13 protein-coding genes are annotated in these 12,745 nt (G+C 39.3%); 8 read left to right on the forward strand and 5 right to left on the reverse strand.

Features of this window, described 5'->3' with window-relative positions; all coding sequences use genetic code 11:
* Positions 1 to 284: IS1 family transposase (locus tag A3IE_RS0118590; RefSeq protein WP_020394068.1), on the forward strand; the 284-nt coding region annotated here is incomplete at its 5' end.
* Here the strand turns inward: A3IE_RS0118590 and A3IE_RS0118595 are convergent.
* From A3IE_RS0118595 to A3IE_RS0118610, 4 genes are all read right to left on the reverse strand, one after another.
* Positions 279 to 791 (reverse strand): hypothetical protein, encoded by a 513-nt coding sequence (locus A3IE_RS0118595; protein ID WP_020397130.1) that lies wholly within the window; start codon positions 789 to 791, stop codon positions 279 to 281. The two genes, A3IE_RS0118590 and A3IE_RS0118595, sit on opposite strands and share 6 nt — an antisense overlap.
* A gap of 433 nt (positions 792 to 1,224) precedes the next feature.
* Positions 1,225 to 2,169, reverse strand: a complete 945-nt coding sequence (locus tag A3IE_RS0118600; protein WP_020397131.1) for an ABC transporter substrate-binding protein — start codon at positions 2,167 to 2,169, stop codon at positions 1,225 to 1,227.
* A gap of 93 nt (positions 2,170 to 2,262) precedes the next feature.
* Positions 2,263 to 3,273: an ABC transporter permease gene (locus A3IE_RS0118605; RefSeq protein ID WP_020397132.1), complete on the reverse strand. Its 1,011-nt coding sequence runs from the start codon at positions 3,271 to 3,273 to the stop codon at positions 2,263 to 2,265.
* A gap of 28 nt (positions 3,274 to 3,301) precedes the next feature.
* Positions 3,302 to 4,825 (reverse strand): sugar ABC transporter ATP-binding protein, encoded by a 1,524-nt coding sequence (locus tag A3IE_RS0118610; RefSeq protein WP_020397133.1) that lies wholly within the window; start codon positions 4,823 to 4,825, stop codon positions 3,302 to 3,304.
* 390 nt (positions 4,826 to 5,215) lie between these two features.
* Between A3IE_RS0118610 and A3IE_RS0118615 the strand changes: the two genes are divergently transcribed.
* Both A3IE_RS0118615 and A3IE_RS0118620 read left to right on the forward strand, forming a co-directional pair.
* On the forward strand, positions 5,216 to 5,542 hold the full coding sequence (locus A3IE_RS0118615; RefSeq protein ID WP_020397134.1) for a UxaA family hydrolase: 327 nt from the start codon (positions 5,216 to 5,218) through the stop codon (positions 5,540 to 5,542).
* A complete protein-coding gene (locus tag A3IE_RS0118620; RefSeq protein ID WP_020397135.1) occupies positions 5,542 to 6,735 on the forward strand; it encodes a UxaA family hydrolase in 1,194 nt (397 codons plus the stop codon). Before A3IE_RS0118615 ends, A3IE_RS0118620 begins: the two co-directional genes overlap by 1 nt.
* 432 nt (positions 6,736 to 7,167) lie before the next feature.
* Here the strand turns inward: A3IE_RS0118620 and A3IE_RS21345 are convergent, their stop codons facing one another.
* On the reverse strand, positions 7,168 to 7,443 hold the full coding sequence (locus tag A3IE_RS21345; RefSeq protein ID WP_020397136.1) for a DUF1127 domain-containing protein: 276 nt from the start codon (positions 7,441 to 7,443) through the stop codon (positions 7,168 to 7,170).
* A 137-nt stretch (positions 7,444 to 7,580) separates the two neighbouring features.
* Between A3IE_RS21345 and A3IE_RS21350 the strand changes: the two genes are divergently transcribed.
* The 5 genes from A3IE_RS21350 to A3IE_RS0118650 all read left to right on the forward strand — a co-directional run.
* Positions 7,581 to 8,432, forward strand: coding sequence for a LysR family transcriptional regulator (locus tag A3IE_RS21350; protein WP_020397137.1), 852 nt, complete (start codon positions 7,581 to 7,583; stop codon positions 8,430 to 8,432).
* Between the two features lie 496 nt (positions 8,433 to 8,928).
* The gene (locus A3IE_RS21705; RefSeq protein ID WP_051062571.1) at positions 8,929 to 10,599 is read left to right on the forward strand and encodes an ATP-binding cassette domain-containing protein; all 1,671 of its coding nucleotides are present in this window, start codon (positions 8,929 to 8,931) and stop codon (positions 10,597 to 10,599) included.
* Positions 10,600 to 10,662: 63 nt separating this feature from the next.
* Positions 10,663 to 11,712, forward strand: coding sequence for a hypothetical protein (locus A3IE_RS0118640; RefSeq protein ID WP_020397138.1), 1,050 nt, complete (start codon positions 10,663 to 10,665; stop codon positions 11,710 to 11,712).
* Positions 11,705 to 12,499 (forward strand): glycosyltransferase family protein, encoded by a 795-nt coding sequence (locus A3IE_RS0118645; RefSeq protein ID WP_157832911.1) that lies wholly within the window; start codon positions 11,705 to 11,707, stop codon positions 12,497 to 12,499. The genes A3IE_RS0118640 and A3IE_RS0118645 overlap by 8 nt, the downstream gene beginning before the upstream one ends.
* A gap of 45 nt (positions 12,500 to 12,544) precedes the next feature.
* Positions 12,545 to 12,745 (forward strand): IS1/IS1595 family N-terminal zinc-binding domain-containing protein (locus tag A3IE_RS0118650; protein WP_020395475.1); only part of this gene is annotated, 201 nt, incomplete at its 3' end.

Raw genomic sequence — 12,745 nt, forward strand, 5'->3', positions numbered from 1 at the left:
GAGCCGATAGCACCTTGAAGCAACTCTTGGAACGGTTGACACCTTTCAAACTGGCATTGTATTGCACGGATGATTGGGGCGCTTATGAGCGTTTATTGCCTGAAGATAAGCATTTAATCACTAAGCGCTACACACAAAGCATTGAACGGCAAAACCTGAATTTGAGGATTTGGATTAAACGTCTAGCACGCAAGACGATCTGTTTTTCTAAGTCTATCGAGATTCATGACAAAGTCATTGGAACCTGTATCGAAAGACGCTTCTTCAACTCCTTTAAATCATGACCTTTTTACTGGATCGATTATATTTTCTTCATCTAAGATAGAAAAGGTGTTTTTGTATAGGTGGTGTTCTAATGCTGAGGGAGGCATATTAGCTCTTAATCTTATGGCATGATATGCATTTTTTATTGAGCCATTTTGAATAGCATTGTTAACTTTTTTACAAGATACTACGGATGATCTATCTCCTTTAAGAATTATGGTTGCATATGGTGCGTTATCCATATCTTCATGATCAATTGTTACACCGTTTAGATCTAAAGTCACAGGCAAATATCTGCTTCCACTATCTATAACAAAATGTGTGCATTGTTTATCTAATAGCTTTTTGTAATCACTCTCTTTTAGCCTATAATTTTTTTGTATTAGAATGTATTTTTTAGAATTGCTACAAGTCTGTATAGAGATAGGATCATAGGTTAAATCAAAGTGCTCATCACAAGGATATGCAATAGACTTTGAACTATGAAACATTAGAAATAGTATGAATAGGATATGCTTATAATACATTAGGTAAAACTCCTATAAAAAATCATTAACCAAGAAAAATTGGTAAAAATTTGCAAAGTTATACCCGTTTTTTATATTAGAATAAATCAGCGTTTAAGCGTTTAAATGAAAAATAAGCATTTATATATGTTATAAGAGAATTTTTAAATTTATTAAATCAAAATAGAAGTAATGTGGTTATAAATTTTTATACAAATTTAATTCTTGAAAAGCGGTCTTTTAGATAAATACTTACCTATTTGAGTACGGGTTTAATACTGTCTGCAGAAGGTTAAAATTTAATGCAATACACTATATATGAATTTCAGAATCCAGTAAAAGAATATTTTTAAACTAAATGATATATTTAAATATGTACGTTCGCATATTTGTCCTATATGCAAAAGGGAAAGCGGGTAAGTACTAAAGTACTTACCCCTAACAAGTGGTTGATTTAATCGTATAAAACCGCAGCAATTTCAGGATTAGCCATGTTGGTTTTGTCATAGTAGAAGAAACCAGTATCGATGACTTTAGGTAATTTCTCACCTTTTAGCGCTTTGACTGCTGCTTCTACGGTTTTGAAGCCAATGCCGACTGGATTTTGGGTAATCGCACCGGCAATCGTGCCGTCATTGATCATATCTTTTTGCGCTTTGCCAGAATCGAAACCAATGATCACAATCGATTTCTTCGCTTCTTTTGCACCTTTACCTGCACCAATCGCAGAACCTTCGTTAGTACCAAAGATGCCTTTTAGGTTAGGGTGTGCTTGTAATAAAGTTTTAGCAATTTCAGCTGATTTTAAGTGATCACCGCCACCGTATTGCACATCCACCACTTTGATCTTTGGATGCTTTTCTTTCAGTTGATTTAAGAAGCCATCACGGCGATCCACACCGGTAGTACTGGTTTGATCGTGCCCAATCACAGCGACTTCACCTTCACCACCGATTTTTTCCGCCATCTTATCGGCAGCTAAGGCAGCGGCGGCTTTACTATCAGTTTGTGCCGTGGTGACCGGAATGTCGCTATCCACGCCAGAATCAAAGCCTACAATAGGAATATTAGCCGTTTGGGCTTTTTTCAATAAAGGAATCGCTGCTTTACTATCAAGCGCAGCAAACCCTATTGCAGCCGGTTTTTTCGCTAAAGCAGCGGATAACATATCCAATTGCTTATCAACTTGCTGTTCGGTTTCCGGACCTTCAAAAGTGATTTTAACTTTGTATTCGGTCGCGGCTTTTTCAGCGCCAGCTTTCACGGCTTGCCAGAATTGATGTTGAAAACCTTTACTGATGACAGGGATATAGATTTCATCATCCGCAGCTTGCAACTGCGTGCTAAACCCTGCGAGCGCTAAACTTGCAGATAACATCAGGAGTTTAAACTTGTTCATGCTGGTCTCCATTCTCATAGAAATAAAATCGATCCCGCCGAAAATTGTAGTGAACTGCATTCAGGCGGTATGAATCCATGTCCACAAAACCCATTACGCTTTAGTACGACGCAAATTATCGGTATACACCGCAAGTATAATAATCAAACCGGTTAACACCATTTGCCATTCTTGGGCGACCGACATAATGCGCAAACCGTTCACCAATACACTCATAATGAATGCGCCAATCACAGTCCCTACAATCGTTCCCACGCCACCACTGAGTGAAGTGCCCCCAATCACCACCGCAGCAATCGCATCCAATTCATAACCTTGACCTAAGGCGGGTTGTGCGGAATTAAGCCGTGACGCAATCAAAAGACCTGCTACACCACAAATCCCACCCGCCAAGGTATAAATCCACACCTTCCAACGATTCACATTCACACCGGATAAACGCACCGCTTCTTCATTGCTGCCGATGGCAAAGGTATAGCGCCCTAAGACGGTTTTATTGAGAATGATGTAACACAACACTGCGACCAAAATGAAAATCACCACACCATTAGGGAGTGGTAAAACGGGAATAAGATTTTCCATCCATGAACCGAGCGCGATATTTTCAAAACCTTCCACATCACTGAAATAAATCGGCTTAGCTTGGGTAATGATCAGTGATAGGCCTTTCAACAACATCATCATCCCTAAAGTGGCAATAAATGGAGGAACACGCAGTTTGGTAATAATTAAGCCCGAGATCGCACCGCACAAAGCACCCACACCGATGGTAATGGGTATCCCTAACCACATAGGCAGCCCCCCATTCACCATTGCCATCCCACCCATCACGGCACAAAAAGTCATTAATACGCCGACCGACAAATCAATGCCTGCGGTAATGATGACAAAGGTGCTGGCTAAGGCTAAAACCCCAACCACGGTAGTGGATTGCAAGATGCCAATGAAATTATCGGTGGTCATAAACGCATCTGGTTTTAGCACCGAAAACACTACAATTAATGCTAATAAGCTGGCGAACGCCAAGAGTTTTTGCTTGGTTTGACCTGACCATGCTATGCGGGTGCGTGGTGAAGGGGATGAAATAGTCGTGGTAGAACTCATGTCATATCTCTCTGTAATAACATTTGGCTCACGTCGCTTGAGGCTGGGTCAATGAACCACGCTGAGTCGCTAAATTCATAATTTGTTCTTGTGTCGCGTCACGCCCTGACACTTCTCCGGTTACGTGTCCTTCGCACATCACTAAAATGCGATGACTCAATAACAATACTTCCGGTAATTCTGAAGAAATGACAATAATGCCGCGACCTTGTGCCGCCAAATCATTAATCAACTTATAAATTTCCGCTTTAGCCCCTACATCAATCCCGCGTGTAGGCTCATCAAAAATCAATACCTCACAATCCCGCAATAACCACTTGGCAATAACTACTTTTTGCTGATTACCACCTGACAATAAGCGCACGGTTTGATGAATGCTGGGAGTTTTGACACGCAAGCGCGTCACCAATTCTTGCGCTTGTTGATTTAAATGAGTGCTATCTAACCAAAAACCAGCTTTTAACCAACGTTTCAGACTAGATAAGGTAATATTAGCTTCCACCGGCATACCGGTAGCCAGCCCCAGTTGTTTGCGATCTTCGGATAAATAACCAATCCCTGCGGTCACTGCATCTTGTGGGCTGCGAATAGCTTGTTCTTGCCCATTAATCCAAATAGCACCAACTTCACGCGTATCAGCACCAAAAATGAGGCGCGCGACTTCAGTCCGCCCTGCGCCCATGAGTCCTGCAAAACCGAGAATTTCACCACGCCGCAGTTCAAAACTCACGTTTTGCACCACCTTGCCGCGCGTTAAACCCTGTACTTTGAGTAGCACGGGTTGATGGCTCTGATCCGGTATATCTTTTTGCAGCGCTGGCAATTCACGCCCCACCATCATCGCCACAATCTGATTCATGGGGGTTTGTGCTGGCACTGTACCAATGGTTTTACCATCACGCATGACGGTAATGCGATCTGAAATGCGCTGAATTTCGTCCATTTTGTGTGAGATATACACAATCGCCACGCCTTCGGCTCTGAGCTGATGAATGACGCGGAATAATTCATCGACTTCACGTGGATTTAGTGCAGCGGTGGGTTCATCCATAATCAGGATTTGCGATTGATAGGACAGTGCTTTGGCGATTTCCACCATTTGCTGTGTGGCAACCGTCAAATCGCGGATCGGTGTTTTAGGATCGAGTTTTAGATTTAGGCGATCAAACAATTGCTGTGTTTTTTGAACCAGCGCATCTTCATCAACAAACCAGCCACCCAAGGTCGTCGATTCACGTCCAATCCAAATATTTTGCGCAGCGCTGAGGTGAGGCATGAGGTGCAATTCTTGATGCACAATACCAATACCTTGTGCCTGTGCTGCTGCGGTATTGTTGAAGGTGACTGGTTTGCCGTCGAGATAGAGTTCGCCGGAATCGCGCTGATAAACGCCAGCAAGAATTTTCATCAGAGTAGATTTGCCAGCACCGTTCTCACCCATTAGTGCATGGACTTCGCCTTTGAATAAGTCAAAGCTTACATGATCCAAGGCAATGACACCTGGGAAAACTTTACCCATATTGACGGCATGAATAATAGGTTGTGTAGACAACTGTATACTCTCCTTCAATTGCAATACTACTTTTCTAAGTAGCGCTTACTCGGGGTGTGACCGAGTCTCCTCCATTTACACAGACAACATCACGAAAGTATGTTCGCTGACGTTTTAATTACTCCTCAATAGTTTGGATATAAGCACTTCCCCAATAGTTGGAGCGCTTATTGATCCATGTTAAAACAATGTTGCTCATTCATAAATGAATTATTGTTTTATATATAACTTCATTTTGAACTGCATGATGGGATTTGTCACGCAATTTTCGTAAGACTTTTTGCACAAAAATTGATAAGTGGAAGCTGGTAGAAAAATGATGGTTTGATTTGTATATGAATTTAAAATTCGTATATGATTTAATAAAAACAAATGAATGAGGTGATGCCTATGCACATAACATCTGACAAAACTGTCATACAGCTACATCCTAGCGATAATGTGGTCATCACCATCCAAGCCTTAGCGATGGGCTCAAGTGTTAGCTTGCACGATACCCTTATCCCCATAGAAAAAAACTTGGCGATCGGCTACAAGCTGGCCAATCGCAATATCCAGCAAGGCGATAAGATTCTAAAATACGGTGTATCGATCGGTTCTGCCACACGTGACATTCGTCTCGGTGAGGTGGTGCATGTACATAATATGCAAAGTGATTACACCGCGACACACATTCTCAAAGAAACAGCATTCTCAGCCATCAAGGAGCAAGCCTAATGTGTGCCTACTTACGCGCCGACGGACGCAAAGGTATCCGCAATCATGTCGTCGTAGCCTATTTAGTCGAATGCGCCCACCATGTTGCCCGTGAAATTGCTTATCCGTATCGAGAGCAAGGTGCTCATGTGATTGGCTTCCCTGGCTGCTTTCCTAATGAATACGCACAAAAAATCATGGAGCGTTTGTGTACTCATCCTAACGTAGGGGCAGTACTACTAGTTTCACTAGGCTGTGAAAGCTTTAACCGCTTCCAATTGGAAAAAGTCGTTCAAGACAGTCAGCGCCCCGTAAAAACCTTAGTGATTCAACACACAGGTGGCACTAAAAGTACCATTCAAGAAGGACGTGCGTGGGTTGAAGCACAACTAAAATTCTTAAAGCAAACACCCACTGCCCCCATGTCCATGAATGAATTAATCATTGGTACTATTTGCGGCGGCTCGGACGGTACGAGCGGAATCACAGGCAATCCTGCCGCAGGTAAAGCATTCGATCGTTTAGTAGCCGAGGGGGCAGCTTGTATCTTTGAAGAAACGGGCGAATTGATTGGCTGTGAAACCGTCATGGCAGAACGCGCCATTACCCCAGAACTAGCGGATGAGTTACGTGGTTCGGTCGAAAAAGCTGCACGTTATTATGCCACACTGGGTTATGGCAGTTTTGCCGCAGGTAATGCCGAAGGTGGTTTATCCACGATTGAAGAAAAATCCATGGGTGCTTATGCCAAATCAGGTGATTCACAAATTAGCGGCTTAATTAAGCCAGGCGATATTCCCCCTACAGGCGGTCTGTACTTAATGGATGTCGTACCTGACGGTGAAGTGCGCTTCGGTTTCCCTAATATCTCCGACAATGCCGAAATTGTGGAAATGATTGCGTCTGGCTGCCATTTGACTTTATTCGTAACAGGACGTGGCTCGGTAGTAGGTTCAGCGATTTCCCCTGTCATTAAAATCTGTGCTAACCCTGATACCTATCGCAAGCTTGCCGACGATATGGACGTGAATGCGGGGCGTATTTTAGAAGGCCAAGCCACCTTAGATGAAGTTGGAACCGAGATTTACGATCTAGTAAAAGCCGTGATGCAAGGCACACAAACTAAATCAGAAGCGATGGGACATGCTGAGTTTATTCTGACTTATAAAAGCTTTGAGCCGATTGGGCCGAGTTGTTTGCCTGTGCGTGGCTAGTTGCCGTCTTGCATCATAGTTTAAGGTAGCTCTGATCAGTTTGATGCTCTCTCCGGTTGCGATGAAAGATGGAGTTTTATCTATACAACAGTCACTGCTTTAGCATATTTTCCACTCGTGGCAACACTTTGCCGCATCTTAGCTAAGCACAACCTTAAAAATTGCCTATTGGTTATTTCTTACTAGAATTGAAAAAGTAAGGAAAAAGAGGTATCAATCATGTCAGCCGCCACTATCACCAGCACAGGTCAAACCACGATTTCTAAAGATATTAGGAGCGCTTTAGACCTTTAACCTAAAGATAAATTACATTTTTCCTTATTACCCGACAGCACGATCATTGTAAGGGTCAAAACCCAGTATGGTAGCGGTAGATGTCAGCCTGCTTAATCCTTGTGGCTGTTCAATAAAAACATGCTGAGCATACCCTGTCTAAAAGGGATAATCATTACGTGATAACCTGTTTAATCTGGATGCTGGCACATCGTCAAACCTACGTTGGCTTTCTAATTCTGCCTCTGCTCGATGCACGCCAATATCTTTTAAAATAGAGTCAGGTAAATCTGCTAAATCTTTACGCTCTTTAGCCACTTGTACTTTTAAAGCATAGAGATCAGCCCATTTTTTATAATGAACTAATAAAGATCGTAACTGTAAGAATTCCCCCAATTCGACTGGTAAAGCCACCAGCAGGCTATATAGTTTCATGATACTCTCTATCAATATTTGTGAAGATGAAATTTATTTGCTTAACAGATGTTGACTATAGCAAATCACTGAGCTATTAATAAAACTAATAATTTTGAAATCAAGCTTCACAAAAATTGATAGGTTAGACTCTGAATATGAATGTGACTCGTAATTTTGATTTAGCTACTTTGCGTAGTTTTGTGCAGATTGCTGATGCAGGCAGTATGAGTAAAGCAGCAAGCCGCTTACACTTGACTCAATCCGCGATTAGTATGCAAATCAAGCGTTTAGAAGCTAGTATCGAGCAGCAAATCTTTGATCGTAGCACTCAAAGGCTGAGCCTAACGCCTATTGGTGAACAGCTCCTGCAATTTGCAAAGCAGCTCATCGCCTTAAATGATGAGGCGTGGGGACGCATTACAGCACCCGATTACGAAGGCACAGTCCGTTTAGGTGTACCCTCCGATATTATTACGCCCTATATACCGCGCGTGCTAAATTTATTTACCCGCGACTATCCCAAAGTTCAAGTCCAATTAACCTCTGATTTAACCATTAATCTCAAGGAGCAATTTCGAGATAATCTGCAAGATATTATTCTGACGACTGAGTTGAAGCCGGATGGAGGAAAAATATTAAGTACACAATCGCTCATTTGGTACGGTGCTGAAAATGGCTGCGCTTGGAAAAAACAACCCTTGCCACTCGGGTTTAATAAAGGTTGTACCTTCCGTATCCCAACCACTGATGCCTTGGATCAAGCTGGTATTGATTGGGTCAATGTCGTGTTCACTGTGGATGACCCTGCTAAACATGCCATGATCCGTGCAGATTTATGTATTGGCGTTTGTATGGAACAGACCTTAGAAAAGGACTGCCAAGCTATTCTGCATAATGGTGTATTGCCCGAGTTACCAGAGTTTAGTATCGCAATGTATTATCAGGCTGTAGGACAAGATCGACTAAGTGCAGCTCTAGTTGCTTATATTGAACAGGCATTTGCTTAGCCTGCCCACGCAAACAGCGCTGACATCGACACCTATTTCTCCTCTGCGGGTGTCCACAGCGTAGAGCCTTGATATGCCCATATTAATGCCTACCTTGCTGTTGAAAGTTGGCGGGGAGGGTGAAGTGAATGTAATAAATTTAAGGACGAACGGCAAAACCTATATCCAAAAAGTGTCGAATTAAAAGGCCTTATTCCAACATCACTCTACCAACCCATAAAACCTCTTAGCATTCCCGCCCCACACACTCGCTTGCTGGGTTGTGGTAAGTGTTACAGTGTTTTGTTTTAATTCGTTCTCAAACTGGGCAAAGTCACTAATCAAGTCTAATTTTTCGAAAAATACTCTATCAAACTATAATCTTGCTAACTAACTTCATCTTGTTTAATTTAAAAGCTACCCTCAAAAAACCATAAGAATCTACTATCCAACAAAAAAATATTAAGTTAGTATGAAATACTAACTTGATCTTTCCCCCAAGCTAATACACATCCCAATGTGGCAAGCCCTAAAAACACTTAATGATATCTCATCAACGAGAGAAAAAAAGCAAGCTATTTTTATTTTTATTGTTATTTTACTGATAGTTACGGCTTTTTTAGAGATGGTTGGTATTGCTGGTATCTTGCCTATACTATCATTATTGGGAGAGCCTTCTATAGTAGAAAAAAAACCTATCTTAAGTCAGCTCTACATCTTCTTTGACTTTGAACGACCTGAGAGTTTTTTACTATTAATCGGTGGGGGTATTTCCTCGATTCTCCTCTGCTCCGCTGCAATTCGATCATTAACTACATATATAGTCAATAATTGTACTCAATTAAGTGGGCACTTAAGTCAAAGACTCTTAGAATCTTACTTAAGCCGACCTTATGAGTTCTTTATAAATTACTCCACTAGTGAGATGGCAAAAACTATCCTGTCTGAAACCGATCAAGTTTTCAGTAACGTTATCAAGCCTATTCTAGATCCAATAGCCTACAGCTTCGTGGTTTTATTTTTACTCGTACTGTTATTGATGCAAGACTTTTGGATTGCAATAACTATAGGAAGGGGCATTTTAATGCTGTATAGACTAGTAAAGATTACAACCCAAAATCCAATTATTAAACTAGGTATTAAGCGTGCTATTGCGAACAAAGAACGATTCGAAGCCACCCATGATGTTCTGGCAGGTATTAAAGAAGTCAAAGTTATAGGTTGTGAGGCAACCTACCTTCAACATTTTGAGTATCTCTCCAAAATAAACTCACAATGTCAAGCTAACAGCTCAACCTTAGCCACTATTCCAAAATATTTAATTGAAGCCACTGGCTTTATTAGCATAATAGGTTTGGCGTTGTTTTTGATTCAGCAAAATAATAGTCTAGGTGACTCATTAGCCTTATTGGGCTTATATGCGATTTCAGGATATAAACTACTACCTGTGGCACAAAATATTTATGCTAATCTAAGTCGAATCACTTACGCTTCACATATTCTTGGAACGTTTAAGCAAGACTTAGAAAAAAAAGAAACATCTTCTGCAAAAAAAACATGCACAACACTAATAAACTTGCATCAATATATATGCCTTCAAGAAATTATTTTCTCCTACTCTAACAACACTAAAAAGATACTTAACAATATTTCTCTGACTATTCAAAAAGAGAGTATAATAGGCATTGTGGGTAAAACAGGCTCGGGGAAAGCCACTCTTATGGATATTGTACTAGGACTACTTACCCCTAGTTCCGGTCGTATATTAGTAGATGATATAGAAATAACCAAAAATAATTTACATCAGTGGCAGAAAATATTCGGCTATGTACCACAGCAAATATTTTTAACAGACTCCAGTATCTATAAAAATATAGCACTGGGTATTCCCGAAGAAAATATAGAGCAGTCACACGTTCATAAATGTGCTCAATTAGCACAAGTTCATGATTTTATTTGTCACGATTTAGTAGAAGGCTATAACACTTTAGTCGGAGACAGAGGAGTTAAATTATCTGGTGGTCAAAGACAACGCATTGGTATAGCCCGAGCTTTATATCGAAATCCCGAGGTATTAGTAATGGATGAGGCGACTAGTGCTTTAGATGATGTTACCGAAAATTCTATGGTTGAAGCATTGCAAAGTCTAAAAGGTGAAAAACTATTATTATCATTACACATCGCTTAAGTAGCCTCAAACATTGTTCACATCTCTATCTTTTAGAAAGCTGTCAGTTAAAAAGGTTAGATTATGTTTAGATGGCAAATCTCAGATAAAACGGAAAAAAATTTTTTAAAAGAAAATCTAAAAAGACATAAGCCTACCTTAAAAAATTTTTTAATAAAAATAATGCTATTATTAGCATCTAATCAACATTTAATTTGGATTAAAATAATTACACTACCTGTCTTTTTTTTAGGCTATATCGGTCAAAGCTCTATTCTTTCTAAGGTAAAGCTATTACAACTACCAATTGCTTACTACTATTTAAAAAAATATTACTATTTTTTTGAAAAAGGTCTTATTAGGCAAGCCTATATTAGCAAGAACCACTCTCTGCTTATAGTTTATGATCAAGCCTTAGATTTAAGAAAGATAGAGATAGAAAACTATTTAAAAATCATTAGTACAACAGAAGAGGATAAGTATATCCTAGCACGGGCTCTAATTGTCAATAAAAATTACAAGGTAGCTATTTTTGGTACTCACGCTACTAATCAAGAAATAATGAAATCTATTGAAGAATTTGATATGCTTATTATAATAAAGCCAAAATCTGATTTTAACATATCTCATTTGCCTAAATTGGAAAAATTAGTAATGTATTATAATTATAATGATTCATTGCGACATAAAGATAAGATTGCCTATTTTGCATCAAATAAAATTAAAATATTAACTGCCCCCAATACCAGAAAAGAAAGCAATTCTTTTTTTAATACTATGTCATTAGCAGAGCCGATATTCTCAGCTAGTCCACTAGCTTTGCATGGAATAATTAATACGCTAGTTTTGATGGGAGTACCAAAAATAAAACTATTCGGCTTTGATTTTTACATGGGTGATAAAATTTATTCCGAGAATTATCCTTCAGGACTCAAGCAAGAAAATGGTAAAGTCAATTATAAATATTTTCTATATGGTTTGGCTAGGCATGATATTTTATTTAACTTCTGTTTATTAAAGAAAATGATACAACAATATAATATAGAGACTGACGAGCACTTGGCTTATATTAGGGATATGTCCGCAGATACTTACTTGGATCTCTTCGAAAAAAAGTATGGAAAAAATGAATAAGAGTAGAATTCTTACAGCTACTCTTGTAAATGATACATCAGTTCTTAATCACTATGGTTGTAAATTAGTTGTAAAAAATATATTTAAAGTAACATCGAAATATTCTATTAATATAATACATACTGTATCGGTAGGAAAAAATTGGGAAAATGATACAGACAAGATTAATATACTAAGATCAGACTTGGTTCTTGTTAACGGTGAGGGTACTATACACCACTCAAAAAGAAGAGCACTTATACTTACAAAAGTCGCAACATTTTGCAAAGAACTTAAAAAACCTTGCTTTCTTATAAACTGTGTATACCAAGAAAATAATAACACTATAAATGAGCATGTCAGAAAGTTTATGAAAATATATGCAAGAGAATCATTAACTCAGCAGGAATTAGAGAAAATTGGCATAAAGTCAATAATAGTGCCAGATATGACTTTTTATGATCAGAGTCTTTTTAAAAGCAATAATAATACTTTATTTACTAAAGGTAAGATCTACTCGGGATCCACATACCTTTATATATCTAACTTAATGTATCTAAATAGTCAAAAAAAATACACAACATTTGTCACAATATCAAATAATAAAGACATCAAACCATTAAAAATGACAATTAAAAATATAGTAAAAAAATTAATAAGAATTCAGCCAATCGTTTTTAAAAAAATAAATCCTGTTTTTATAAAGAAAAGAATCTTGTTATTTAATGAAGGACGTTATAGCACCTCAAACCTAGAAACTCTTATAAGTTTAATAGGTCGTGATTTAAGGGAGTTGAAAACGCTTTGATGGAGCTTTATCGTTAAAGGCATTTGATCTGAGGAAGAGGTGTGTATGGCCACCGTACCAGTCGACTGCCGCTACTGTCAAAGTGCATCGATTTACAAACACGGCTATGCGCGTAGTGGTGAACCGCGTTACCGCTGCCGTGATTGCCAACGTAGTTTTCAACTTTACTATCATAATGTGGGCAACCGCGACGGTATTCCCGAAAAAATTGTTGAGATGGCGATCAATGGTTCAGGGGTTAGAGAT

This window comes from Thiolinea disciformis DSM 14473 (assembly GCF_000371925.1).
Taxonomy (GTDB): Bacteria; Pseudomonadota; Gammaproteobacteria; order Thiotrichales; family Thiotrichaceae; genus Thiolinea; species Thiolinea disciformis.